This window comes from Thermoanaerobaculia bacterium (assembly GCA_018057705.1).
Taxonomy (GTDB): domain Bacteria; phylum Acidobacteriota; class Thermoanaerobaculia; order Multivoradales; family JAGPDF01; genus JAGPDF01.
In genome coordinates, this window is sequence record JAGPDF010000004.1 from 1 (window position 1) to 23,937 (window position 23,937).

Genomic DNA, 23,937 nt, shown 5'->3' on the forward strand with positions numbered 1-23,937 from the left:
GCCTACCGCCAGATCGTGGCTCGAAGTGAAAGCCCAGTTCATGCTCCAGGCCCGCAAGGGAGGTGCAGGTCATCGTGAAGTAGCCCGTAGTTACATTTCGAAGCCGGGTGCCCAGCAAGGCAGTGAGTTCGCGATCTGAAATGCCCCAGGGAATGGAAACGGCAGGATCCTCGAGAGGGAACGCGACACTGATGTTCATGCGGTCTAACGGATCTGGAGCTGAGCGGCGCGCCACGATGCCGAACCGGCGAAGCCGGACCGCGGGCGCCCAACGCGTCCGCTCGAGCGACTGGTTAGACCACAGGTCACTGGCGTTGAGCTAACCATGTCGAACCACCCTTTGCGAGCAAGTAGAGCACCACAACACCACAAACCAGCGCGAAGAGCGGGGCGCGCATGACTTCCCACCATGGACCTTCCGAGCGAGATAGACCAATCAGCGCCCACGCAACAACATAGGCACAATACGCGGCAACTACCGACACGGTCACGAGCAATCCGCGCCATGCCCACCTGCGACGTCCAAGAGTGCCCGCCGCGAACGCTAGGAGAACGAGTGTAATACCGAGATACAGGTACACCGCCTGCTTAAGGAAATCCGGCAGCTTCTCGAAGAAGACCACTAGAGGCCAGGCAGAAAGCCAAAGCAAGACGACGGCGAGTAGGACTAGGAATAATGCGGAAGGAACCCATGCTCTCCACAGCGCCGAGGTAGCCATGAACGGTGGGCTGTGGTCTAACGGATCTGGAGTTGAGCGGCGCGGTCGCCGAATGTCGCCGAGCGCAGCGAGCCAGAGACGGGCCCCCGCGTCCGCTCGAACGACTGGTTATACCTACCGGTCACAAGCGCTCCGGGGCCCGTTGACCGACGCACACCTGATGGCTGCTTCAGCGACCACAGCCGAAGGCTACACGAAGATGCTGGAGTGACAGCCGCGGGTGGAAGCCGGTAGCCAACGCTGATGGCTTGAAAACAAGAGTGCCTTTGCCGCGCCTGGATGCACGAGGGCGACCCAGCGGAGAGACTGACCGGATGCGCGAGCCGCGCCGCGGAGGCGAATGCCATCTACCCGGAGGTATAACGGATCTGGAGTTGAGCGGCGCGCCACAACTGTTGCCCGGCGAAGCCGGACGCCGCCGCTGAACGCGTCCGCTCGAACGACTGGTTAGGTGGCGGGTCAAACATGTTGAGCAAACGAGGCCTCCGACTTCACCACGAAACATCCGCATGATAGAGAAAGCCAGTCACTGTATCGAGCGCGGTCAGCTTAACGGACTCGACTCGACCGTGGTACGCCGTGAGTTCCGGAATCGCAACAAGGAATCGCTCGCTCTTCAAGGAGTCTGCGTCCGGAAACCAGGAGGTTTCAGTTGTCGAGGCCCCGCTGGCCGCTTCGATCGCCTCCGAAATTAGAGGCTCAACTACTTGATCTCGACGAAGCGCATTCTTTAGTCGCGTTGCTCTTGGTTCCAGCCTAAGGCGAAATAGATCGACGTGATCGCCGGTAGGCGACCACGATGTCGAGACGTAGGCATCCATGACCTCGACTATTCTGGAAGGCGCTAGTTCCTCCCAGTTCGCAATGTACTGAAGCGTCCTTGGCGTCGGGTTGCCGGGACGGCATCCGATGCTAACGGAGAGAACGCAGGCAAGCGTGATGGTTCGGTATCGCGGATGCATCGGCCGACGCCTAACTACGATTCGTCGACTTATGAGGCGTGGACATTTGGTGTGACATTGACGGAATAACAGTGTGGCACATTTGCTCGGCGGGGCAAGCATGGGCCTTTGGTTGCTTCAGTTGTGGCGAAATCCTCGCGCATTGGTGGATTGGAGATGTCGGCGAATTCGGTCGAATAATCCGCAATTGGGTCATGGCGCGTCGAGGGGGCTGCGGACGCCGAGGCCTCCCTTGTTGAGGACGTGGGTGTAGATCATGGTAGTCGAGACCTGGCGATGGCCGAGGAGCTCCTGGACGGTGCGGATGTCGTAGCCGGCTTCGAGGAGGTGGGTGGCGAAGCTGTGGCGAAGGGTGTGGCAGGTGACTCGTTTGGCGATTCCTGCGGCTCTCGCAGCCTTGCTGACGGCGCGCTGGATGCGCTCCGGGAAGAGATGATGGCGGCGGCTTTCGCCGGATCTCGGGTCCGTCGCAAATCTGATCGAAGGGAAGACCCACTGCCAGGGCCACTCCGCCGTCGCATTGGGGAGCTTGCGCGCCAGGGCGCCGGGGAGCTCGACTCGCCCGAACCCGGACGCGAGATCCCGCTGATGCCATCGGCGCACGACCTCCAGATGGGGCCGGAGCTCGAGCGCAGCGATGGCGGGGAGCATCGTCCGGCGATCGCGGTCTCCCTTCCCTGAACGCACCGTGATCTCGTGACGATCGAAGTCGAGGTCCTTTACCCTCAGGCGCAGCACCTCGAGCAACCTGAGCCCACCGCCGTAGAGAAGGAGCACCACCAGACGCTCGACTCCGGCGAATTGAGCGACGAGTTGCCGCGCCTCGTCTCGCGACAGCACGACCGGCAGGCGTTTCGGGCGGCTGGCTCGTGTCGCTTCGGGGAGTGGCCCGAGCTCGAGGCCGAGGACTTCGCGGTAGAGGAAGAGCAGCGCGGCGAGAGCCTGATTCTGGGTCGCGGCGGCCACGCCGAGGTCGACGGCAAGAGCGGTCAGGAACTCCGACACCGCCTCCGCTCCGAGCTCGGACGGATGGCGCTTGCCATGGAAGAGGATGTAGCGCCGCGCCCAGGCGCGGTAGGCCCTTTCGGTGCGCAGCGCGAGCCTCCGCCGGCGGGCTTCGAAAGTCAGGCGATCGAGAAGGCGCGGTCCGGCGGCAGGGTCGGGCGAGATCTGGGTCATCTCTGGGTAAAGACGCATTCGGCGGCCTGTATCTGGCAGATCAGCCGCGAACCAGCTCTTCGACCAAGGCCCGTTCGGCGACCTGGTCGAGCTGTTCGACAGCTTCGGCGCGGCGCTCGCGGGTTGTCCCTGTGTCGCGCCGGATTGCACCGGTGGCTACCGGTGGCTACAATGGCGGCATGCGAGCCATCGGGATCAAGGCCTTCAAGGACAAAGTCAGCGAATACGTGAAGCTGGCGAGCGCCGGCGAGATCGTTCTGGTGACGGACCGGGACCGCGTCGTCGCGGAGCTCGGGCCGCCTCTCCCCGGGCGCGCGACGGCTGTCGACGATGCGCGTCTCGCCGACCTCGTCCGCCGCGGGGTCCTCACCCCGCCGCTCCTGCGCGCGACCGCGCCGCCGCCCTCGCTGCCCCTTCTGCCGCTGGCGGACATCCTGCGCGGACTCGATGAAGACCGCTCGGAAAGATCGGCGAGCGCCGCACGCAAAGGACCCGTCGCCCCGGCCCGGCGATGATCTATCTCGACACTTCGGTGGCGCTCGCGCAGCTTCTCGGCGAAGATCGTCGCCCGCCGGAGACCCTCTGGGCCGAGACCTTCGTCGCTTCGCGACTCCTCGAGTACGAGATCTGGAATCGCCTCCACCGGCTCGACGCGGCACGTTCGCACGGTGAGGCGGCACGGGAACTTCTGGCGCGAGTCGCTTTCCTCGAGTTGACCCCCGAGGTTCTGGGGCGAGCTCTCGAGCCTTTCCCGAACCCCGTCCGGACGCTCGACGCGCTCCATCTCGCGAGCGCCGACTTCCTGCGCACGGCAGGCGTCCGGCTCGAGATCGCCACCTACGACGAGCGCATGCGCGACACCGCCCAGGCGATGGAGTTCGCCCTCTTCGGCCAGCTCTGAACAGCCCGAACTCTCACCCGCCCCCGTCGCGAGCCGGCGCCGTCGCGCTTCGAAACTCAGGCGGTCGAGCAGACGGGGTCCCGGTGCAGGGGCTGCTGACTTGGGGGTGAGGCCGGTGCTGCTTTTGCCGGCCCGGTCGCCGGGTGGTCCTGACGAGAGCTCGCTCATGAACTGTCCAGGACGCAGAAACCGGTCGCTATCTGGCGCCGCCGGAACTCCGGCTTCAGCCGGGGGCGCGCAGATCGACGAATCCTGCGCACCGATTTGCAGAAATGCATCCGTGCGGCGGTTGCCACCGCGACTCCCAAAGCCTTGTGTTCATTGGAATTCTTCGCCTGGCACGGGCGGTGCAGTTCCTCCCTGCGACCCGGTCGACCCGCAATGCAGCGAGTTGCCCGAGACGCCGGAAGGAAGGACTCGCCATGACCCCCAGCCTCCACCCGAAGCCCGAGTCGGAACGCCCGGAGAATGCCGATGCCGAGGCGTGCGAGTTCTTCGACGAAGCACAGGTCGAAGCTTTCTGTGAGGAGCTCCTCGCGGCGCTGACGAAGCTCGAGCGGTCGTCTGCAGCCGGGAGCGCGAGGGCCCGTGGTCGATTCAATTAGCGCCATGGATTCGATGGACTCGCCGGATCTCGAAGCCCTGGCCCACCTCGCCGCCCGCGCTGAGCGTGCCACTCGCGGGGAGGAGCGGCTCGATGCCGCCGCCCGCGAGAGACTCGAACGGGAACTGGGCGCTGCGATCGACGAGATCGCCCCGGCCCATCACGGTTCACCGGGGTACTGCCGCGCGGCCGAAGCGCTGACCTCTCTTCATCTTTCGGTGCACTCCGAGCGCATCCTGCGCCGAGAGGGATCGATCGGCCACCTGGGAGCGATCGGCGCCAGCGGAAGCTCCGCCGCCGGCAGCGGCAGCAGCACCTTCGAGGAGGACGACGACGCCACCCGCTCCTGACCGAAGGCAGAAGGCGGACCCCGGAAACAACAACGGCCCCGATTTCATCGGGGCCGTTGTGCTATCTGCTGAATCTAAGGGAGATGATTGGTGGAGCTGAACGGGATCGAACCGTCGACCTCTTGAATGCCATTCAAGCGCTCTCCCAACTGAGCTACAGCCCCACCGGACGCCGAAGTTTATGCGACGGCGCGCCTCCGCGACAAGTCCCGGCGGTTTCCGGGCGAGGAGGCGCGGTTCAGCGGGGGCGTTTGCGCGGGCGCGGGGTGTGGGGCTTGGAGTCGCCGATGCGGCTGGGACCGGTGCGGGCGGGCGCGACCGGGGCAGGCGCGGTGGCGGTGACCGGCGCCACGGGCTGGGCGAGCACGGCGGGCTCGCGGACTTCGTCGGGCGCGCGGCCCGTCGGATCCTCGAGGGCATCCGTTCCCGCGCTCTCGGCTGCGAGATCGATCGACTGCTGGACGGCGAGCTTCTCCCAGTACTCGGCGCTGCCGCGGGTCTCCGGGCGGGAGTGGGCCTTCTCGCCCAAGGCGCGGGCGATTTTCGACTGCAACGCCGGGATCCCCTCGCCGGTCTGGGCCGAAACCGAGACCAGGCCGGCGCGGGCGCGGGAGATGCGCTCCTCGGCCGGCAGGCGGTCGATCTTGTTGTGGACTTCGAGGATGTTCGCCGGGTCGATGCCCAGCTCCTTCATGACCTCCTCGGCGACGTCCTTCTGCTCCTGCCAGCGCGGGTGGCTGCGGTCGATGACGTGCAGCACCAGATCCGCCTGAACGATCTCGTCGAGCGTCGAGCGGAAGGACGCCACCAGATGATGCGGGAGCTTGCGGATGAAGCCGACGGTGTCGGCGAAGACCGCCAGGCCGCCGTCGCGGTCGAGCGCGCCGCGGCGCAGCCGCGAGTCGAGGGTCGCGAAGAGGCGGTTCTCGGCGAAGGTCGAGTCGTTCGTCAGGCGATTGAAGAGCGTCGACTTGCCGGCGTTGGTGTAGCCGGCGAGCGCCACGACCGGAACGTCCGAGCGCCCGCGCCGGTGCTCCTTGCGCATGCGGTCGATCTGCTCGAGCTCGCGCTTCAGGCGCGTGATGTTCCTCTTGATCACCCGGCGGTCGGCCTCGAGCTGCGATTCGCCCTCGCCGCCGCGGACGCCGATGCCGCCGACCTGGCGCGACAGATGCTGCCACTGCCGGGTGAGGCGCGGCAGCAGGTACTGGAGGCGGGCGAGCTCGACCTGGGTGCGGGCCTCCTTGCTGCGGGCGCGCTGATCGAAGATCTCGAGGATCAGGCCGCTCCTGTCCATCACCTGGACCTTCACGACCTCCTCGAGGTTCTTGACCTGCCCGCCCGAGAGGTCGTCGTCGAAGATCACCAGGTTCGCTTTGAGCTCGACGGCCTTGGCGGCCACCTCGGCGGCCTTGCCCGAGCCGATGAAGAACTTCGGGTCGAGCGACTTCCTGGCCTGCACCGTCTCGCCCACGACCTCGACCCCCGCGGTGTCCGCCAGGGCGGCAAGCTCCGCGAGGTGCTCCTCGGCCTCGAACGACGGCAGCCCCGGCAGCGCCACACCGACCAGATAGGCGCGGCGCGGGCCGCCGGGCAGGTGCATCCGGTCCAAATCTCGTGCGTTGGGGCGGGGAGAACTCATATCGTCCGTGGTTAGGATAGCTGAGGATGAGCGAAAACGACGACTCGACGCCCGGTCCCGCGCCTGCCGCCAATCTCCCGACGACACCTGCGCCGGCAGCGACGGCAGCGGCCGATCCGGCACCCGGTCCGCCGGCCGCGCCACCCGCCGGAGGGCGGCTCGGCCGCCTCTCCCCGCAGGCGAAGATCGCGCTCGGCCTGGGGACCGCGATCGCGCTGGCACTTCTCCTCTGGCCGCGCTCGAGGGCCGAACGGAAGTTCGAGGACGGCTACCTGATCGACGAGAGCGGCGCGACCGTGGCGCTCGCGGGCGAGCTGGCTCCGGCGACGCTGGTGCACTTCTGGGCGACCTGGTGCCCCCCCTGTCGGCAGGAGATCCCGAGCCTGCTCGCCTTTGCCGGCGAAGTGGGCGACCGGCGCCTCAAGCTCGTCCTGGTGGCCGTCGCCGACGAGCGCGACCGCGCGGTCGAGTTCGTCGGCAATCCGCGCTACCCGGTGCTCTTCGATCCGGTCTGGGATGTCGCCCGCCGCTTCCGCACCACCCAGCTCCCCGAGACCCACCTGATCCTCGACGGCAAGATCGCAGCGAGCTTCATCGGCGCGGCCGACTGGCACGACGCGCCGACCGCCGTGGCCCGGCGCACCGTGCTCGCCCGCCTCGCGGACGGGGCCGAGGGGGCGAAGAGGCCGGGGCAGGACGGGGCCGCGGAAGCGCCCCGGTAGACCGCCCGAGAGAAGCCGGCCCTAGAAGTGGAAGGCGAGCCCGAGGTTCGCCATCGCAAAGATGTTGGCGTCGTCGAGGAAAGCGTAGTGGCCCGAGACCTCGCCGATCACGGAGAGGTTCCGCGTCACGTCGAAGTCGCCGGTCAGCCCGATCACGAAGCCGAGATCGCTCTCGCTGTCCTCGCCTCCGAGGAGCAACTCGCCGTTCATCTTGTAGGCGCCGATGCCGAGGTAGGTGCCGAAGTCGTAGGTCGGCTGGGCGAAGCGGTATTCGCCGGCGATGGTGACGTACTCGAGGTCGGCGCTCGTGAAGCGCTCGTAGACCGGATCGCCATCGATCGAAAGGCGGCCGGCGCGCACCACGACGAGAGTGCGCGGCGCGGTGATCATGCCGGCCGCGATTGCCCAGCTCGACTGGGTGAGCCCGGGATCGGGCTCGGCGTCGAGCGATCCACCGATGCCGGCGAGGAGGCCGAGTGTGAAGGTGTAGCTCTCCTGCTGCTCGGCGGCGGCAAGCGGCGCGGCGACGGCGCCCAGCGACAGGGCAGACATCAGCATCAGTGTTTTCAGCCTCAAGGCGATCTCCTCGGAGGATCCAGCGTCCGGTTCGGCAACTTCGTTGGCCTCGAGCGCAAGTATAGCGGCCGCCGTTTCCGTCTTCATGCAGTGAACCTTCACCTGCTCTTCCTACGGACCGGGCGGAGGTTCCGTCGCCATGCGCCCGCTGCTCGACCTCTTCGACCTCCTGTGGCCCCGCCATTGCCTCGCCTGCGGTGTGCCGATGCGGGCCGGAGAAAGCCGCCCGGCCTCTGCTGCCGCCGAGATAGATCGGCCGGCCGCGGTTTCGCCGGGCGGCTGGACGCGCGGAGGTTCCGCGGCCTGTGGCAGCCCCGGGATCTGCGCGGGCACTCTGGCGGGCGCTCCGCCGCTCGGACTCTGCCCGCTCTGCCATGGCCGCCTGGCCGCCATCGATCCGCTGGCGAGCTGCGCGACCTGCGCCCTGCCGCTCGCCCCGGCCACGCGCCCGCAGCGCTGCGGGCGCTGCGTCGCCGATCCGCCGGCCTTCGAGCGCCTCACCGCCCTCTGGCGCTACGAGAGCCCCTTGAAGGAGGTCGTGCAGGCGTTCAAGTTCGGCCGGCTCGACTTCCTCGGCGCCCATTTCGCGCGGGCTCTGGGCCGGGTGCTGGCCGACCGGCAGCGCACCGAGAGCGACTGGCAGGTGCCCGATCTCTTCGTTCCGCTCCCCCTTCCCTGGCCCCGCCGCCTGGCGCGCGGCTTCAACCAGACGGAGCTCCTCGTCGGCCCGCTTGCCCGGGAGTACGACCGCCCCTGTCCGCGAGCGCTCGCGCGCAGCCTCTTCACGCCTCACCAGACCGGGCGCAAGCGCGCCGAGCGGGCCCGCGGCGCGCCGTTCCGCGTGCCCGACCCCGGCGCTGTCGCCGGGCGGTCGATCCTGCTCGTCGACGATGTGCTGACCACCGGTGCAACGGTGCGCGGCGCGAGCGCCGCCCTGCGTCGCGCCGGCGCCCGGTGTGTCGAAGTCGCGGTCCTCGGCTGGACACCGCTCGAGGTTCCGCCCCGGGAGAGCTGACGGCCGGAAGCGCCCGGCCCCGAAGCGCTCGCGCCCCCCGCCCAGGCGGCCGGACCGCCCGGATTGACAGCTCTTGACAGCGGGGCTATATTGACGACGCAATGGGTTCCTTACCCATTTTCCCCCATCGAAGCGCGACGGCGATTTTCGCCACGCTGACGCTGCTCGCGCTCGCGCGACCGGCGAGCGCCGAGACCCTGGGCCTCGAGGGGCGCGTCGTCCTCAACCAGTCGCCGGTTTCCGAAGCCCGCGTCTACGCCTATCAGCTGGTCGAGAAGTCGCTGCACAAAGTCCTCACCGACGGCAGCGGCAAGTTCCTCTTCGAGGCTCTCCCGGCCGGCATCTACAAGCTCATCGCGCACAAGGCCGGTTTGCAGCCTGCGATCCAGCTGCTGCAGCGGGACGCCGCCGACGCGCCGCAGTTCGTCGAGCTCGAGCTCTCGGAAGAGGCCGCCGCCGATCTCACCGACTTCTGGAGCGTGCGCTCGGCGATTCCGAGCGACGTGCTGCGCGACATCACGGCACCGTTCGAGATCGCGGGCGGCGCCGGCGCCCCTTCCCCTTCCGACACCCCGGAGCTCGCCAACCTCGTCCTCGGCGACGGCTCGGGCGCCGATTCGCGCCTCCTCGCCGAGGTCTCGGCGCTCTCCGGCGTGCACGACGTCACCCCGAATGCGAGCGCCCGGCTCACCGGCGCGAACGTCGGGCTCAAAGGCAAGGTCGGCGCGGTCAAGCTCACCATGCAGGGCGACTTCCAGAGCTTCCAAAACGAGCTCGCCGCCCAGTCGAGCTCCGGGGTCGGCGTCGACGGACAGACCCATTCGCTGTCGTTCAACGTTCAGACGCCGGGGCAGGGCGACTTCGACATCTCTTCGAGCAGCAACAAGCTCACGATGATGGACGACACCTACACCACTCCGGTCGAGGCGTCGCAGCTGTTCTTCCGCTGGAACCGGCCGGTGGGCGAGAGCGGCACGACCTCGGTCAAGGCGTCGCTCATCGAAGAGAGCGGCCTCTACAACCGGGCGTGGATCGATCCGCTCGGCCTGCCGGTCGCTTCACGGACGCTGCGGGTCGAGGGCGATTATGCGCGGAAGTTCGAGAGCCTCGGCGATCTGCGGGCCGGCCTGCGCTACCGCGAGAGCTCCGGCGCCTATGCCCGGCGCCTTTCCGGCACGGATAGCGCCCTCCTCGCCACCCAATCCCTCGACGCCTTCGGCGACGGCGGCTGGCAGGCGAGCTCGAAGGTGCTGGTCCAGTATGGGCTGTTCACCACGATGACCGACGGCTCCATCGCGATCACGCCGCGCGGCGGCGTCGTGCTGCAGATGGGCCCGCTCTGGCAGACCTCCCTCACCGCCGCCCACCGCGTGGTGTCGCAGGACGACCTGGTGAGCGACGACTTCCTGCCCGTCGTCCTCGACGGCACGATGACCTGCGGCGAGACCGAATCGGCCTGCTACCAGATGTCGGTCATGCGCTCCTCCGGCGTCGACAGCCAGCTCGCGCTCGGCGCCTCCTACCGCGAGCTCGACGAGACGGTCCGGATGTACTTCAACGGCAACTTCTTCGAGAGCAGCGAGGGCATCTTCCTCGTTCCCGGCGACCGCCTGCCGCAGGTCCACGCTTCGCTGCGCCAGCGGATCTCTCCCGGAATCGTCACCAAAGTCTCTGCGAGCGTCGCCGAGGGCGGTGGCGGGGTCTTCCAGTCGGTCAACCGGCGCTATTACGAGAATCAGGTCTCGATGATCTCGTCGGGCATCGACGCGACCTTCGAGCGCACCTCCACCGGGGTCTACCTCACCTACCAGCTCCTCGATCAGCAGCTCGCGGCGGTCGGCCGGACGTCGAGCAGCCTTGTCGACCCGGCGACCGACATGCAGCGGCTCGACCTCGTCGTCAGCCAGAACCTCTCCGCTGTCTGGGACTTGGCCCAGGACTGGGCGGTTCACGTCGGAATGGGGCTCGCCCGCGGCGCGTCTTTCTTCCACTCGGACGTCGACACCGAAGCGATCCAGCGCCGCGTCGTCACCGGCGTCGCCGTGCGCTTCTGAACGCCGTCTCCCCCTTTCAGCCAGGTTTTTTCCATGCGCGCCGGGTCCTCCCCCCGGACTCCCTTGCGGGCCCTTTCTCGAGCGCCGATCCAATTCGATGAAGCGGCTTCAAGAATCTGCGTCTCGACGACATAAACCGTTCCAGGAAGACCACTTATTCGACTTTTCAGAGCACTTCGGATGGCATGGAAAGTGCTAATTCGGATAGCTCTTGGGTATACCGCGGCCATCTGATGTCTGAATCCGTGCGCCTCCGGCGCCTTGCCACCTTCCTCCTGCTCGCGGCCACCGCCGGCCTGGCGGTCGTCGGCGCGCGCGGTTTCCAGCAGAAGCTCGAGACCTTCCAGCCGCTCGGTTTCGAGGCCTTGGCCGCAGCTGACCATTGGGAGGTGCGCGCGGTCGACCCGATGCTCGACTCGGCGCTCGTGCCGGGAGATCGCATCGTGCTGGTCAACGGTGCCGAGGTCAGCCAGGTTCCGCGGCTGGCGAAGGTCCTGCGGGATTCCCCCACCTCCCAGCTCGTGGTCCTGCGCCAGGAGCGCCTGGAGACGGTCGACTACCGGCGCCCGCCGCTCGATCTCGACGCGCCCTACCTGATCCTCGCGCTCATCGGCTGCGCCTACGCGGCGATCGGGCTGTTCGTCATCTGGCGCTCGGGAAATGCCGCCGGCGGCCCGCTGTTCTATCTCTGGTGTCTGGTCTCCGCGGTGCTGTACGTCTTCTCGCCGGTCTTCCCGCCCGACACGCTCGGCCGCTGGATCTACTTCTTCGACGAAGCGGCGCGCCTCCTGCTGCCGCCGTTGACGCTCCACCTCTTCCTGTCGATTCCGCGTCCGGTGGCTCCGGTGGCTCCGACAACCTCGACGCGCTCGCGCTGGCTGCCGTTCCTCTATCTGCCCGCGGCGGTGCTGACCCTTTACCAGGCCGACCTCGCCTGGGCCAACGGCACCTGGCTCGTCGGCCCGCCGAGCGCGCACCTCGTCGCCCTGCTCGATCGCATCGAGCTCGCGCACCTCCTGCTGTTCGCCGCCCTCTCGGTGGTCGTACTGGCGCGCCGGCTCGCGTCGCTCGGCGATTGGGAGCAGCAGCGTCAGCTCCTCTGGCTGCTGGTCGGGATGGCGGCGGGCTACCTGCCGTTCTTCCTCTTCCACGGCCTGCCCGCGATCCTCGGCCTCGAGCTCCCGGAGTCGCTCTCGGCTCTCGCGGTGCTGCCGCTCGCCTGCGTGCCGTTCGCTTTCGCCTGGGCGGTGATGCGCTATCGCCTCTGGGACCTGGGTGTCATGGTCCGCAACGGGCTCTCCTACACCCTGACGCTCCTCTTCGGGCTCACCACCTTCTCGCTGATCGATCTCGCCGTGCGGCGCGCAATGCCGGCCGAGCTCGGCTTCACCCGCGACCTGCTCACTTTCATCGGCGGGATTCTCGCAGTGGGACTCGTCGTCCCCACCCATCGCGGCATCCACGGCGCGCTCGAGCGGCTGCAGTACGGCCGCGCCTTCGGCCGTCGCCGGGGCCTCGCGCGGGTGGCGCAGGATCTCCTCCAGGAGCGCGACCTCGACCGGCTCTGCCAGGCACTGCTCTCCGAGGCCGAGCAGGCGCTCGACCTCGAGCGCACGAATCTCCTCCTCCTCCAGGGACCGGCGCTGGTGCCGGTGCGACCCCACCCCGGATTGCCACGCGCCATCGCTTTAGCAACGCTGCGCGACGGCCTCTGGGAGGGCGATTTCGAGACGCTTCAGCCGATCGGCCTGCCCGGCGAGTCGGCGACCGTCGAGCAGCAGCTCTACGTCGCCGGCTACCGCTACGTTTTCCCGCTGCTCGTCCGCGGCCATCAGATCGGCCTGGCTCTCACCTCGCTGCGCCGCGACCGGCTGCCGCTCTCCACCGAGGATGTCGAGATCGTCCGCACCCTGCTCGACCAGGCGGCGCTCGCCATCGAGAACGCCCAGCTCCTCGACCAGGTGCACCGGCAGCTCGCGCGGGTGACCTCGCTGCAGCGCCACAACGAGGAGATCCTCGAGTCGTCGCCGGCGGGCATCGTGGTGCTCGACACCGAGGGCCGGGTGACCTCCGCCAACCTCGCTTTCGCGGCGATCGCCGGGCGCACACGCGGCGAGCTCCTGGGCGCGAAAATCCTGGAGATCTTCCCGCTCGACGCTCTGCCGGAGCCCGGATCGGGCATCCGCCAGCTTTCGTTCGAGGACGCGAGCGGCGGCCTGCGTCATCTGCAACTGACCGCCGCTCCACTCCCCGACCTCGCAGAGGCCGCTGCGGGTCCGCGCGCCGATCGTGTGCTGGTCGTCCAGGACGTCTCCGAACGGGTGGCGATGGAACGCGCGATGCGCGAGCAGGATCGCCTCGCCTCCCTGGGAGTCCTCGCCGCCGGCGTGGCGCACGAAGTGAACACGCCGCTCACCGGCATCTCGAGCTATGCCCAGATGCTGCTCGCGGATACCGACGCCTCCGATCCGCGACGGGAGCTCCTGCAGAAGGTCGAACGCCAGACCTTCCGCGCCTCGCGTATCGTCAACGGCCTGCTCGAGTTCGCGCGCAAGCGCGACCACGAGAGCGGCCCGGTGGCGCTCTCGGCGCTCCTGCAGGAGACCGCCGATCTGCTGCGCGAACGCCTCCAGGCGCGCGGGGTCGTCATCGAGTGGCAGTTGCCCGAGGCGGCGCCGGTGGTCTCGGGCTCGGAGGGCGAGCTGCAGCAGGTGTTCACCAACCTGTTGCTCAACGCCCTCGACGCCGCCCCCGAACAGGGCGGCAGGATCGTCATCGCGATCGACGCCGAGCCGGCACGCCCCGGTGCAACCCCTGGCGTCCAGGTGCGTATCGAAGACAACGGCTCGGGGATCGAAGCGCAGCACCTGGCCAAGGTCTTCGAACCGTTCTACACCACGAAGACGGGCAAGGGGGGCACGGGATTGGGTCTCGCCATCAGCCGGAGCATCATCGAACAGCACGGCGGGCGCATCCGGGTCGAGAGCTCCGGGAAGGACCTGGGCTGCCGCTTCGTGGTGGAGCTTCCCGGCCCCGGCAAGGCCTTTGCGGCGCCGTCCCCGTCCGACACCGCGCGAGAGCCGGCATGAACAACATCCTCGTCGTCGACGACGAAGAGGTCCTCCAGGATGTCCTGGGCACCCTGCTCAAGCGCGAGGGTTTCCGTCCGATCGCGGCGCGCACCGGCGAAGAGGCGCTGATGATCGCCGAGCGCGAGCCGATCGACCTCGTGCTGCTCGACCTGATGCTGCCGGGCATGTCGGGCATGGAGGTCTTGAAGCAGATCCGCAGCCGGGATCCCGAACAGGTCGTGATCGTGGTCACGGCCTACTCATCGATCGAGAGCGCCATCGAGGCGATGCGCATCGGTGCCTTCCATTACATTCCGAAGCCGTTCAAGAACGAAGAGGTGCTGCTCACCATCCGCAAGGGCCTCGAGCAGCGGCGCCTGACCAGCGAGAACCGCTCCCTCAAACAGGAGCTCGAGAAGCGCTACGGCCTGGACAACATCATCGGCAAGAGCGCGCCGATGCAGCAGGTCTTCGACCTGATCCGCCTCGCCGCGCCGTCGAAGAGCAACATGCTCATCCTCGGCGAGAGCGGCACCGGCAAGGAGCTCGTCGCCAAGGCCCTGCACCACCACAGCCGGCGCACCCAGGGTCCGTTCGTGACCGTGAACTCGGGCTCGATGCCGCACGACCTGCTCGAGAGCACCCTCTTCGGCCACGTCAAAGGGGCCTTCACCGGCGCCATCGCGGCGAAGAAGGGTCTCTTCGAGGCCGCCAACAACGGCTCCATCTTCTTCGACGAGATCGGCAACATCCCGATGGAGACGCAGGCGAAGCTCCTGCGGGTCATTCAGGAGAAGGAGTTCATGCGGCTGGGTGGCATCGACACGATTCGCGTCGACGTCCGCCTGATCGCCGCCACCAACGCCGACATCGAGGCGCTGGTCCGGCGCGGCGAGTTCCGCGAGGATCTCTTCTACCGGCTGAACGTGATCACCTTGCAGCTGCCGCCGCTGCGCGACCGGACCGAGGACATTCCGCTCCTGGCGCGGCATTTCCTGCGCGTCTACGCGGACGAGAACGGCAAGGCGATGAACAGCATCTCGCCGGCCGCTTTCGAGTTGCTCATGGACTACCGCTGGCCGGGAAACGTGCGCGAGCTCGAGAATGCCATCGAGCGCGCCGTCGTGCTCTCGACCGGCGAGGTCCTCGAGGTCGAGCTCCTGCCGCCTTCGGTACGCTCGGGCGCCGGCGGACTCGGTGCGGGCGCCCAGCCGGCGGCGGCGACTCTGCAGAACGGCTCGTTCTGGGACGCCGTCTCGTCCTACGAACGTCAGCTGGTCATTCAGGCGCTGCAGTCCGCCGGCGGCGTGCAGAAGAAGGCGGCGGAGCTCCTGCAGATCAAGCCGACGACGCTGCACGAGATGATGAAGCGCCTCGGTGTGAACGCCGAAGTCGCCGCCTCCTGACCCTCCGAGGGCGGCTCATGCTTCGCCGGAGGGTCTCGCAAGTGACTCTATTCAATGGGTTTGCAGTGTACCCTTTGCGCCTGCTGGCGCCCTCGGGTAGAATTTGCGGTCCGCGCGCGATGTTCGCGTGCGTCGGTCCAAGTCAGGAAGGCGTCGCATGAAGACTGACATCCATCCGGTACTTCACATGGTCACCGCGGTCTGTGCCTGCGGAAACACGTTCGAAACGCATTCGACGAAGAAAGAGCTGCGCCTCGAGATCTGCAGCGCCTGCCATCCGTTCTTCACCGGCAAGCAGAAGCTGATCGATACCGCCGGCCGCGTCGAGCGCTTCAACCGCCGCTACACGAAGTCCGCCTAGCCATTCCGCGCGCAGATCCCGCCCCGGGTCGCCACCGTTTTCCGCGGTCGGCGCCCGGGGTTTTGATTTGGCGCCCGGTTTCGCCCCTTCGCAGCTTGCCAGGATCGCGATGATCGCCACCTCATGATCGACCGTCTGCTGGCCCTCGAGGCTTCGCACGCCGAGCTCACCGCGCGGCTCGCTCTGCCGGAGGTCCATTCGGACCCCAAGGCGGTGCGCGAGATCAGCAAGGCGCTCGCCGAGATCGACCCGATCGTCACTCTTTTCCGGCGCCTGCGCGACGTCGAAAAGGAGCTCGCCGAGGCGCTGGAGATGGTGGCCTCGGCCGAGGCCACCGCGGACGCCGACCTGCACGCCATGGCCGAAACCGAGGCTGGAAGCCTCGCCCTGCAGCGCGACGCGCTCGACCGGGAGATCAGACAGGCGCTCGTGCCGAAGGACCCGAACGACAGCCGGAACGTCGTCCTCGAGATCCGCGCCGGCACCGGCGGCGACGAGGCCTCGCTCTTCGCCGCCGAGCTCTTCCGCATGTACAGCCGCTACGCCGAGCGCCGCGGCTGGCGAGTCGAGGTCATCGACCTGTCGGAGTCCGAGGCCGGCGGCATCAAGGAGGTCTCGGCGATCATCGAGGGCCAAGGCGCCTACAGCAAGCTGAAGCACGAGGGGGGCACCCACCGCGTGCAGCGGGTGCCACAGACGGAAGCCTCCGGCCGGATTCACACCTCCGCCGCCACCGTCGCCATCCTGCCCGAGGCCGACGACGTCGAGGTCGAGGTGCACGAGAAGGACTTGCGCGTCGACCGCTTCTGCGCCTCCGGTCCGGGCGGCCAGGGGGTCAACACGACCTACTCCGCCGTCCGCCTCACCCATCTGCCGACCGGCCTCGTGGTCTCCTGCCAGGACGAGCGCAGCCAGATCAAGAACCGCGAGAAGGCGATGCGGGTGCTGAAGGCGCGCCTCTACGACCTCGAGCGCGAGAAAGCCGATTCGGCGATGTCGGCCGAACGCCGCAAGATGGTCGGCTCGGGCGACCGCTCGGAGAAGATCCGCACCTACAACTTCCCGCAGAACCGGATCACCGACCACCGCATCGGGCTCACCCTGCACCAGCTGCCGGCGGTGCTCGGGGGCGAACTCGACGCCCTTCTCCATCCGCTCGTCGAGTACTTCCAGGCGCAGAAGATGGACGAAGCCGCGCGCAGCAGCACGACCGCCTGAGCGCCGGCGCCGCCGGCTCGACCTCCGCCGGGCCTCAGGTCGCCGCGACCTCGCGTTTCGGCTCGTCGTAGAGGATCGCCGCGAGCGCCGCGAGAATGAGCGCCCCGGCGACGACCACCCGCCCGGAGACCGGCTCGTCGACGATCCACCAACCCAGAAGCACCGCGACGATCGGATTGACGAAGGCGTAGGTCGAGACCACCGTCGGCCGCGCGTTGCGCAGCAGGTAGGCGTACGCGGTGAAGGCGACGATCGAACCGAAGATCACCAGATAGGCGAATGCCCAGAGCGCCGACGCCGTCACCTGCGAAGGATCGAAGGCGGTCCACTCGCCGCTGCCGCCGCCGAGCAGCAGGAGCATCGCGCCGCCGGCCAGCATCTGGCTGCCGGTCGAGATCCAGGGCGAATCGGGGAGCTTCGCCCGGGTCGAATAGAGCGAGCCCAACGCCCAGAAGAAGGAGGCCAGGACGACCGCGAGGGCGCCGGCGATGTCGATTCCACTTTCGCCCATGCCGCCGACTCCGCCGACGAGCACGAAGACGCCCGCGAGTCCGATGGCGATGCCGGCGTAGGTGCGCAGCCCGGGCCGCCGGCCGCCGGTGACGATCGGCACGAGGACCGCGATCCAGAACGGCTCGGTGGCGATGAGGAGTGCCGCGATTCCCGAGGGGATGTGATGCTCGGCCCAGACCACCAGTCCGTTGCCGCCGACGAGGAGCAGGGCGCCGATGACCGCGATCGGCAGCAGCGTCTTCGCCTCCGGGCGCTTGCCGCCGCGCAGGCGCCCCCAGCCGTAGAGCAGCGCGCCCGCGATCAGGTAGCGCACCCCCGCCATGGAGAACGTCGGCAGCGACTCGATCGCCAGCCGGATCGCGAGGTAGGTCGAGCCCCAGACGAGGTAGACCGCGAGGAGCGCCGCGAGCGTCTTGCCCCGGAAAAGGCTGCGGCCGTCGAAAGTGGTCATCTTGTCTCCCGCGCTTCGACCTCTTCCGCCGGCGGCGCCGGGGGCGAAGGAATCGGCAGATCGAGACCTTCCTTGACGGTCCCGAGGGCAATGGTGGTGCGCGTCCGGCGAATCGCCGGAAAGGTGCCGAGCGACTCCTGCAGAAAGCGCCCGAGATCGCCGGTCGAGGCGCAGCGGACTTTGAGGAGGTAGCAGTCTTCGCCGGCGATGTGGTGCACCTCCTGCACCTCGGGCAGACGCGCGAGCTGCTCGCCGGTCGTGCCCTCGGTGAGGCGGTCGTCGACCTGAACGGAGATGAACGCCAGGAGCCCGCGGCCGAGCGCTTCGGGGTCGAGGCGGGCGTGAAAGCCGCGCACGACGCCGCGCTGCTCGAGCTTGCGGATCCGTTCGTGGACGGCCGAGGCCGCCAGTCCGACCCGGCGGGAGATCTCCGCGTTGCCGATGCGCGCGTCGGCCTGCAGGAGCGACAGAATTTGAAGGTCTTTTTCGTCCATAACGCGGTGATTGTATAACTTTGCCGATGATTCGTCTACATTGCTTGATATTCCCAGTCGAATCAACTTTCCAGTCAATAGCTGAAGTCCGTCGGACGGTTTCGCCCCCGCGACCATAAGATCCCGGCGTGACGAGCCTTCGCCAACTGGTGACCCGCGGCCGGCAGACGCTCGCCGCTGCCGGCATCGCAGCACCCGGCCGCGAGGCGGCCCTCCTTCTGGGCTCGCTCCTCGGTCTCTCGGAGGTGCAGATTCGCTCGCGCGACGACGAGTCCGCCGGCCCCGCGCTCGCCGCCCGTTTCTCGGGCCTTCTCGAACGCCGCGCGAGCGGCGAGCCCGCCGCCTACCTGCTCGGCCGGCGGGAGTTCTACGGCCGCACGTTCGGGGTCGACGAGCGCGTGCTCATTCCCCGGCCGGAGACGGAGTTGCTGGTCGAGATCGCCCTGGGCCTCGACGCAGCGCTGCCCGACGAGGCCCTCGTGCTCGACATCGGCACCGGCTCGGGTTGTATCGCCCTCACGCTCGCCGCCGAGCGTCCGCGATGGCAGGTGCTGGCGACCGACCTCTCGCCCGGCGCCCTCGCCTGCGCGCAGGAGAACGCCCGGCGGCTCGCCCTCGAGCACCGCGTCCGCTTCCTCGCCGCCGATCTCGCCGGACCGATCGCTCTCGAAAGGCTCGACCTGGTGGTCTCGAACCCGCCCTACGTGGACCCCGGCGAGCCGGCCCTCGTGGCCCTCGACGTGCGCACCCACGAGCCGCATCTGGCGCTCTTCGCGGCCGACCAGGGCCTCGCGATCCTGGCGCGCCTTTTCGACCTGGCGAAAGGCTTGCACGGCGGAGCTGTGCTCGCCTGCGAGATCGGCTTCGGCCAACTCGCTGCCGTTCTGGCTCTGGCGGGCGACCGGCGGTGGCTCGAGCTCCTCGAGATCCGCACCGACCTCGCGGGTATCGCGCGGGATGTGGTATTCAGAAGGGCATCGTAGTTTCTGTCGAAGAAAGGGCGTTCCCCCGTGGATCAATTTCGCATCGTCGGACCGACCCGACTCGCCGGCAGAGTCAGCGCCGGCGGAGCCAAGAACGCCGCCCTCCCTGAGCTCGCGGCGACGCTGCTCACCGACGAACCGGTGCGCCTCGATGGCGTGCCGCGGGTCCGCGACCTCGAGACCATGCGCAAGCTTTTGGCCCACCTGGGCCAAGGCAGCCAGACGACCTCGGGCGGCCTCCTTCTCGCGCCGAGCGGCGCGCCGTCCGACGACGACGCCCCCTACGAACTGGTGAAGACGATGCGCGCCAGCATCCTGGTCCTCGGACCGCTGGTGGCGCGGCGCGGCCACGCCCGCGTGTCGCTGCCTGGCGGCTGTGCCATCGGCGTGCGGCCGATCGATCAGCATCTGGCCGGGCTCGCCGCGCTGGGCGCCACAGTGAACCTGGCGCACGGCTATGTCGACGTTCACGCGCCGCATCTGGTCGGCGGCCGTTTTCGTTTTGCGATGCCGACCGTCACCGGCACCGAGAACCTCCTCATGGCGGCGGTACTCGCCCGGGGAGAGACGGTGCTCGACAACTGCGCCTGCGAGCCCGAGGTGGTCGACCTCGCCCGGTTGTTGGTCGCGATGGGCGCCGAGATCGAAGGCGCCGGCACCGAGACGATCCGGCTGCGCGGCGTCCCCGCCCTGCACGGCGCCTCGCATCGCGTCATTCCCGACCGGATCGAGGCGGGAACCTACCTGATCGCGGGCGCCATCACCGGCGGTGAGGTCACGCTCGAAGGTGGCAGTGCCGACGACCTGGCGCCCCTCCTCGACCTGCTGCGCGGCTGCGGCGTCACGGTCGAAGTCGCGGCCAGCGGCGAGATCACGGTCGCCCGCGACGGCGCGCTCAAGCCGCGGGACGTCGTCACCGCCCCGTTCCCCGGCTTTCCGACCGACCTGCAGGCGCAGTGCATGGCTCTCGCGACGCAGGCGCAGGGGATGACGACGATCTGCGAGACGGTATTCGAGAACCGCTTCCAGCACGCCGCCGAGCTGGCGCGAATGGGCGCCGACATCCGGCTCGACGGGCGTTACGCCCGCGTGCACGGCAGGACCGCGCTCTCGGGCGCGACCGTCATGGCGACCGACCTGCGCGCCTCGGCCTGCCTCGTGCTCGCCGGGCTGGTGGCGGAGGGCGAGACGATCGTCGATCGCATCTACCATCTCGATCGCGGTTACGAGGCGATGGAGGCGAAGTTGAACGCCCTCGGCGCCCAGGTCTCGCGGATCGGCGGCACCGGTCTCGGCGCCGCCGACAGAGCCGACGTCGCGGGCACGCCTGCCACACCCGTGAACCGTTGACGCGGCTTGCGGACGAACGGGAGAAAACGGTCATGGACAACGGATGCCTCTTCTGTCGCATCGTCGCCGGCGAGATTCCTGTCCGGCGGCTGTTCGAGGACGACGAGCTCATCGCCTTCGCGGACATCGCTCCGCAGGCCCCCGTGCACCTGCTGATCGTGCCGAAACGCCATGTGCCGCATCTGTTCGCCTCCGGCGTGGACGACGCGCCGCTTCTCGGCCGGATGGTCACCACAGCCACCGATCTGGCGCGCCAGGCCGGGCTCGAAAGCGGCGGATTTCGTCTGGTCATGAACTGCCTCGCCGGCGCCGGGCAGTCGGTCTTCCATCTCCATCTCCACCTGCTCGGCGGCCGCCCGCTCGTCTGGCCTCCGGGATGATCCGTCGATGATCCTGCGGCTCGCTTCGATGCTGCTCGCGGCCACGATCGATCCGCGCATCGGCCTCGTCGAGCTGCAGGGAGCCGGAGAGAACGAGAGGGCGCTCGAGGAGGCGAAGTGTCTCGCCGACGCCGAGCCCGGCCGCGCCCGCGCCATCGGGCTCGACTTCCTGCGCGGCCATCTGCTGGAGCGGCTCGGCCGGCTGAGCGAAGGGACCGAGGCTTTCGCGCTGGCGATCGGCGCCACTCCCGATCTCGCGCCGTGGGCGCGCTACCGGCTGGCGGCGGTGCAAGAGCAGCTGGGGCACCCGGAGGTCGCCGCCGGCATCAGCGCCACCCTCCTCGCCCAGGGCGCTCCCAAGAGGCTGATCCCGCCGGCGGCGACGCTCCTCTTCCGCACCGTGCGGCGCGGCGGCGATTGCCGGCTGCTGCGCGGCGTGCCGATCGCCACCCTCCCGCCGGGGACGGCGCGCGATTTCCGGCTGGTGGTCGCGGAGTGCCACCTGCGGCACGACCGCACGGCCGAGGCGAGACAAGAGCTCGAGCATCTCCTGGCCTCGGGCGCGAGCGACCTCGCCGCCTTCCGCGCCGCCGAGCTCTGGCTGGCGCTCTGGCCGCAGCCCGCCGATCGCGAGCTCGCCCGCGCGCTCGGCACGGCGCTCGCCCGACAACGCGATTTCACCGCCGCGATTCCTCTTCTCGAACGCGCTCTCGTGGGTTCGACCGACTCCGGCTCCGGGCGGGACGCCGAGACCCTCTACCTTCTCGCGCGCGCCGAATTCTGGTCGGGCCGCTACCCGGAGGCGGCGCGGCATTTCGATCGCCTGGCGGCCGCCGCGAAGAGCCCCACGATGCGCGCCGACGCCCGGTACCAGCAGGCCCGCAGCCTCGAGCTCGTCGGCGACTGGCCGCGCGCCCTGGTCCTCTTCGACCAGGCCTACACCGCCGAGCCGCTCGGTGAATGGTCGGGCGCCGCCTTGCTCGCGAGCTTCCGGCTGCGCTGGCTCTCCGGTGACGAGGCCGGCGCCGCGAGACTCCTGGACCACCTCGCCACCCAACGCAGCTGGCGCCCGTCTCTCGCCCGCGGCGCCATCTTCGCGGCGGTCTCCGAGATCGTGCGCGGCGACTCGAGCGAGCGTCCGGCCCACCGGCTGCGGACGGCGGAGCGCACCGGCGCGGCGGCCGGCGAGGAGCTCGCCTACTGGCGGGGCCGGCTGGCCGAGCTGCGCAGCGACCCGGAGGCGGCCGTCGGCCACTACCTGGAAGTGCTGCGCGAACGGCCGTTCCATCCCCTCGCCACGGCGGCTCGCGGGCGCCTGGAGCGGCCGGAGCTCGCGCCGGCCGCCGAGCGGATCGGCCGGCGTCGGTCCGCCGGCAGGAGCCTCGAGGATGCCTGGGCCGCCTGGACGCTGCTCGGCGAGAGCGACAGCGCGGGCCTTCTGGCCCGCCAGCGCGGCAGCGCCCTGCTCCGGGCGCAGCCGGCGCTCGCCCTGTGGATCGATTGGCAGCCGGTTCCGGTCGCCAGCTGGCCGATCTGGACCGCCGTGCTCCTCCAGCCGGAAGAGCGGCTCCTGGCGCTCGGCCTGTGGTCCGAGGGCAGCCCGGCGCAGGCGCGCCACTTCCCGAGTCAGCAGCGCCAACTCGCCTTCACCCTGGCGCATCAGCTCGACGCCGCCGGCGCGAGCGACCGCGCCATCGAGGTCGCGGAGCGCCTGTTCCAGGGGCGTCCCCAGCCGCTCCCCGCCGAGTGGGTTGCGGTCGACCTGCGCCGGCTCCTCTACCCGCTTCCCTACCGTGCCGAGCTCGGAAAACGGGTCGGATCCAACCCCGTCGACCTCTTCCTCCTGGCCGCCGTGATGCGCGAAGAGAGCCGCTTTCAGACGGAGGCCGTTTCGCCCGCTGCGGCCCGCGGCCTGGCGCAGCTCGTCCTGCCGACCGCCCGGCGGCTGGCGCGAAAACTCGGCTGGGGCGAGGTCCGCGCCGAGGAGCTGCACCAGCCGGCGATCTCCATCGCCCTGGGCGCCGCCTACCTCGCGGAGCTCAAGCTGCGCTTCGGCGAGGGGCCGAGCGCGGCGGCCGCCGCGCCCATGTCGCCCCTGACGATCGCCGCCTACAACGCGGGTGAGGATCAGGCGACCCTCTGGCGGCGCTACTGCCAGACGGCAGAGCCCGAGGAGTACCTCGCCAAGGTCGGCTTCCGCGAGACCCGCTCCTATCTGGTTCGGGTTCTCGAGAGCCAGGCCCAGTATGCGGCGCTCTATGCGGATCCGGTCGCAGGCCGGCCGAACCGGGCAGGCCCGGCGAGATAAGCCCGGCGCCCCCGGCCTCCCGATCCGGGAGCTGCCGCCAGCCTCGCCACCTCCCCCGGGGAGACCCGGCGAAAGGGGCCCTTGCCTCCCGATGGCAGCATGGTAACCTTCCGGCCGATGCCCAGCGAGCAGGTCGAGGCCAAGGAGGCCCCCTCTCTTCCGGTGCCTGTCGAGCCGGTGCGGGTGCTCGTCCCGTCACAGATCGGCATCCTGGGAGTGGAGTTCTACGGCCTCGCCATCGGTCGTATCCACGTCGCCCCAGCGGGGCCCACGGCGCGCCTCTTCCATCCCCTTTCTGCCTTCGAAGAGTCGGAGTTCCTGGACGAGGTTTTCGGCCGCCTCTCCGAGTACTTCGCCGGCGCGCGCCGGGCCCTGGAGCTCGAGTTCGATCTTGCCCCGTCGGGTGTCGATTCGTTCTCACGCCGGGTCCTCAAGGAGGCCCTGCGCACGCCCTACGGCAAGACGCGGACCTACAAGGAGATCGCCGACGCCTCCGGACGCCCCGAGGCCTACCGCCAGGTCCTGTCGATTCTCCTCGACAATCCGATCCCGTTGCTCATCCCCTGCCACCGGATCATCCCGACGAAAGAGGGCATTGGCGGCTGGGTGGGTGGCGCGTCGCGCAAGCGCTGGCTGCTGCGGATGGAGCGCGAAAGCCCCGCGCAGACGGTCTAGCCC

General features: G+C 68.9%; 22 protein-coding genes and 1 tRNA gene. 16 read left to right on the forward strand and 7 right to left on the reverse strand.

From position 1 onward, the window contains the following. Together KBI44_01925 and KBI44_01930 are read right to left on the reverse strand one after the other, a co-directional pair. Positions 1-199, reverse strand: a 199-nt coding sequence (locus KBI44_01925) for a hypothetical protein (GenBank protein MBP9143218.1), incomplete at its 3' end; no start/stop codon positions are given. A 1,674-nt stretch (positions 200-1,873) separates the two neighbouring features. Continuing rightward, positions 1,874-2,860, reverse strand: coding sequence for an integron integrase (locus tag KBI44_01930; GenBank protein ID MBP9143219.1), 987 nt, complete (start codon positions 2,858-2,860; stop codon positions 1,874-1,876). Positions 2,861-3,039: 179 nt separating this feature from the next. On the opposite strand from KBI44_01930, the gene KBI44_01935 reads away from it, so the two are divergent. The 4 genes from KBI44_01935 (at position 3,040) to KBI44_01950 (ending at position 4,715) form a co-directional block, all read left to right on the forward strand. Beyond that, positions 3,040-3,375: a prevent-host-death protein gene (locus KBI44_01935; protein ID MBP9143220.1), complete on the forward strand. Its 336-nt coding sequence runs from the start codon at positions 3,040-3,042 to the stop codon at positions 3,373-3,375. Further along, positions 3,372-3,761: a PIN domain-containing protein gene (locus KBI44_01940; protein ID MBP9143221.1), complete on the forward strand. Its 390-nt coding sequence runs from the start codon at positions 3,372-3,374 to the stop codon at positions 3,759-3,761. The genes KBI44_01935 and KBI44_01940 overlap by 4 nt, the downstream gene beginning before the upstream one ends. A 422-nt stretch (positions 3,762-4,183) precedes the next feature. Beyond that, complete coding sequence (locus KBI44_01945) at positions 4,184-4,366, forward strand: hypothetical protein (GenBank protein ID MBP9143222.1); 183 nt, start codon at positions 4,184-4,186, stop codon at positions 4,364-4,366. Positions 4,367-4,370: 4 nt separating this feature from the next. After that, positions 4,371-4,715, forward strand: coding sequence for a hypothetical protein (locus KBI44_01950; GenBank protein ID MBP9143223.1), 345 nt, complete (start codon positions 4,371-4,373; stop codon positions 4,713-4,715). A gap of 88 nt (positions 4,716-4,803) precedes the next feature. Here KBI44_01950 and KBI44_01955 read toward each other — a convergent pair. Next, positions 4,804-4,879: transfer RNA gene (locus KBI44_01955), tRNA-Ala, on the reverse strand. A 74-nt stretch (positions 4,880-4,953) separates the two neighbouring features. Then, on the reverse strand, positions 4,954-6,318 hold the full coding sequence (gene hflX, locus KBI44_01960; protein MBP9143224.1) for a GTPase HflX: 1,365 nt from the start codon (positions 6,316-6,318) through the stop codon (positions 4,954-4,956). Between the two features lie 65 nt (positions 6,319-6,383). Between hflX and KBI44_01965 the strand changes: the two genes are divergently transcribed. Next, positions 6,384-7,079 (forward strand): TlpA family protein disulfide reductase, encoded by a 696-nt coding sequence (locus KBI44_01965; protein ID MBP9143225.1) that lies wholly within the window; start codon positions 6,384-6,386, stop codon positions 7,077-7,079. A gap of 21 nt (positions 7,080-7,100) precedes the next feature. Here the strand turns inward: KBI44_01965 and KBI44_01970 are convergent, their stop codons facing one another. Continuing rightward, complete coding sequence (locus KBI44_01970) at positions 7,101-7,655, reverse strand: hypothetical protein (GenBank protein MBP9143226.1); 555 nt, start codon at positions 7,653-7,655, stop codon at positions 7,101-7,103. Between the two features lie 139 nt (positions 7,656-7,794). On the opposite strand from KBI44_01970, the gene KBI44_01975 reads away from it, so the two are divergent. The 6 genes from KBI44_01975 (at position 7,795) to prfA (ending at position 16,780) form a co-directional block, all read left to right on the forward strand. Beyond that, positions 7,795-8,670 (forward strand): ComF family protein, encoded by an 876-nt coding sequence (locus KBI44_01975; GenBank protein MBP9143227.1) that lies wholly within the window; start codon positions 7,795-7,797, stop codon positions 8,668-8,670. Positions 8,671-8,771: 101 nt separating this feature from the next. Next, complete coding sequence (locus KBI44_01980) at positions 8,772-10,724, forward strand: carboxypeptidase regulatory-like domain-containing protein (GenBank protein ID MBP9143228.1); 1,953 nt, start codon at positions 8,772-8,774, stop codon at positions 10,722-10,724. Positions 10,725-10,957: 233 nt separating this feature from the next. After that, complete coding sequence (locus KBI44_01985) at positions 10,958-13,813, forward strand: PAS domain-containing protein (protein MBP9143229.1); 2,856 nt, start codon at positions 10,958-10,960, stop codon at positions 13,811-13,813. Beyond that, a complete protein-coding gene (locus KBI44_01990; GenBank protein ID MBP9143230.1) occupies positions 13,810-15,201 on the forward strand; it encodes a sigma-54-dependent Fis family transcriptional regulator in 1,392 nt (463 codons plus the stop codon). Before KBI44_01985 ends, KBI44_01990 begins: the two co-directional genes overlap by 4 nt. A gap of 157 nt (positions 15,202-15,358) precedes the next feature. Continuing rightward, complete coding sequence (gene rpmE, locus KBI44_01995; protein ID MBP9143231.1) at positions 15,359-15,562, forward strand: 50S ribosomal protein L31; 204 nt, start codon at positions 15,359-15,361, stop codon at positions 15,560-15,562. A gap of 123 nt (positions 15,563-15,685) precedes the next feature. Next, positions 15,686-16,780 (forward strand): peptide chain release factor 1, encoded by a 1,095-nt coding sequence (gene prfA / locus KBI44_02000; GenBank protein MBP9143232.1) that lies wholly within the window; start codon positions 15,686-15,688, stop codon positions 16,778-16,780. A gap of 34 nt (positions 16,781-16,814) precedes the next feature. Here the strand turns inward: prfA and KBI44_02005 are convergent, their stop codons facing one another. Together KBI44_02005 and KBI44_02010 are read right to left on the reverse strand one after the other, a co-directional pair. Then, positions 16,815-17,744 carry an EamA family transporter gene (locus KBI44_02005; GenBank protein ID MBP9143233.1) on the reverse strand — a complete coding sequence of 310 codons (930 nt, stop codon included), beginning with the start codon at positions 17,742-17,744 and terminating at the stop codon, positions 16,815-16,817. Next, positions 17,741-18,238, reverse strand: a complete 498-nt coding sequence (locus KBI44_02010) for an Lrp/AsnC family transcriptional regulator (GenBank protein MBP9143234.1) — start codon at positions 18,236-18,238, stop codon at positions 17,741-17,743. The genes KBI44_02005 and KBI44_02010 overlap by 4 nt, the downstream gene beginning before the upstream one ends. Before the next feature lie 128 nt (positions 18,239-18,366). On the opposite strand from KBI44_02010, the gene prmC reads away from it, so the two are divergent. The 5 genes from prmC to KBI44_02035 all read left to right on the forward strand — a co-directional run bounded on the left by prmC (position 18,367) and on the right by KBI44_02035 (position 23,934). Then, a complete protein-coding gene (prmC, locus tag KBI44_02015; protein ID MBP9143235.1) occupies positions 18,367-19,221 on the forward strand; it encodes a peptide chain release factor N(5)-glutamine methyltransferase in 855 nt (284 codons plus the stop codon). Between the two features lie 27 nt (positions 19,222-19,248). Next, complete coding sequence (gene murA, locus KBI44_02020) at positions 19,249-20,571, forward strand: UDP-N-acetylglucosamine 1-carboxyvinyltransferase (GenBank protein MBP9143236.1); 1,323 nt, start codon at positions 19,249-19,251, stop codon at positions 20,569-20,571. A 32-nt stretch (positions 20,572-20,603) separates the two neighbouring features. Further along, entirely contained in the window at positions 20,604-20,951 is a 348-nt protein-coding gene (locus KBI44_02025) for a histidine triad nucleotide-binding protein (protein MBP9143237.1), read from the forward strand. Positions 20,952-20,958: 7 nt separating this feature from the next. Next, positions 20,959-23,259 carry a transglycosylase SLT domain-containing protein gene (locus KBI44_02030; protein ID MBP9143238.1) on the forward strand — a complete coding sequence of 767 codons (2,301 nt, stop codon included), beginning with the start codon at positions 20,959-20,961 and terminating at the stop codon, positions 23,257-23,259. Positions 23,260-23,358: 99 nt separating this feature from the next. Next, the gene (locus KBI44_02035; GenBank protein ID MBP9143239.1) at positions 23,359-23,934 is read left to right on the forward strand and encodes a methylated-DNA--[protein]-cysteine S-methyltransferase; all 576 of its coding nucleotides are present in this window, start codon (positions 23,359-23,361) and stop codon (positions 23,932-23,934) included. The last annotated feature ends 3 nt before the right edge of the window (positions 23,935-23,937 follow it).

What these genes read in the sequence shown, in the direction of transcription:
- KBI44_01930 (MBP9143219.1), bottom strand. Translation starts at nt 2,860, where the DNA reads ATGACCCAGATCTCGCCCGACCCTGCCGCCGGACCGCGCCTTCTCGAT.
- KBI44_01935 (MBP9143220.1), top strand. Translation starts at nt 3,040, where the DNA reads ATGCGAGCCATCGGGATCAAGGCCTTCAAGGACAAAGTCAGCGAATAC.
- KBI44_01940 (MBP9143221.1), top strand. Translation starts at nt 3,372, where the DNA reads ATGATCTATCTCGACACTTCGGTGGCGCTCGCGCAGCTTCTCGGCGAA.
- KBI44_01945 (MBP9143222.1), top strand. Translation starts at nt 4,184, where the DNA reads ATGACCCCCAGCCTCCACCCGAAGCCCGAGTCGGAACGCCCGGAGAAT.
- KBI44_01950 (MBP9143223.1), top strand. Translation starts at nt 4,371, where the DNA reads ATGGATTCGATGGACTCGCCGGATCTCGAAGCCCTGGCCCACCTCGCC.
- hflX (MBP9143224.1), bottom strand. Translation starts at nt 6,318, where the DNA reads ATGCACCTGCCCGGCGGCCCGCGCCGCGCCTATCTGGTCGGTGTGGCG.
- KBI44_01965 (MBP9143225.1), top strand. Translation starts at nt 6,384, where the DNA reads ATGAGCGAAAACGACGACTCGACGCCCGGTCCCGCGCCTGCCGCCAAT.
- KBI44_01975 (MBP9143227.1), top strand. Translation starts at nt 7,795, where the DNA reads ATGCGCCCGCTGCTCGACCTCTTCGACCTCCTGTGGCCCCGCCATTGC.
- KBI44_01980 (MBP9143228.1), top strand. Translation starts at nt 8,772, where the DNA reads ATGGGTTCCTTACCCATTTTCCCCCATCGAAGCGCGACGGCGATTTTC.
- KBI44_01985 (MBP9143229.1), top strand. Translation starts at nt 10,958, where the DNA reads ATGTCTGAATCCGTGCGCCTCCGGCGCCTTGCCACCTTCCTCCTGCTC.
- KBI44_01990 (MBP9143230.1), top strand. Translation starts at nt 13,810, where the DNA reads ATGAACAACATCCTCGTCGTCGACGACGAAGAGGTCCTCCAGGATGTC.
- rpmE (MBP9143231.1), top strand. Translation starts at nt 15,359, where the DNA reads ATGAAGACTGACATCCATCCGGTACTTCACATGGTCACCGCGGTCTGT.
- prfA (MBP9143232.1), top strand. Translation starts at nt 15,686, where the DNA reads ATGATCGACCGTCTGCTGGCCCTCGAGGCTTCGCACGCCGAGCTCACC.
- KBI44_02005 (MBP9143233.1), bottom strand. Translation starts at nt 17,744, where the DNA reads ATGACCACTTTCGACGGCCGCAGCCTTTTCCGGGGCAAGACGCTCGCG.
- KBI44_02010 (MBP9143234.1), bottom strand. Translation starts at nt 18,238, where the DNA reads ATGGACGAAAAAGACCTTCAAATTCTGTCGCTCCTGCAGGCCGACGCG.
- KBI44_02025 (MBP9143237.1), top strand. Translation starts at nt 20,604, where the DNA reads ATGGACAACGGATGCCTCTTCTGTCGCATCGTCGCCGGCGAGATTCCT.
- KBI44_02030 (MBP9143238.1), top strand. Translation starts at nt 20,959, where the DNA reads ATGATCCTGCGGCTCGCTTCGATGCTGCTCGCGGCCACGATCGATCCG.
- KBI44_02035 (MBP9143239.1), top strand. Translation starts at nt 23,359, where the DNA reads ATGGTAACCTTCCGGCCGATGCCCAGCGAGCAGGTCGAGGCCAAGGAG.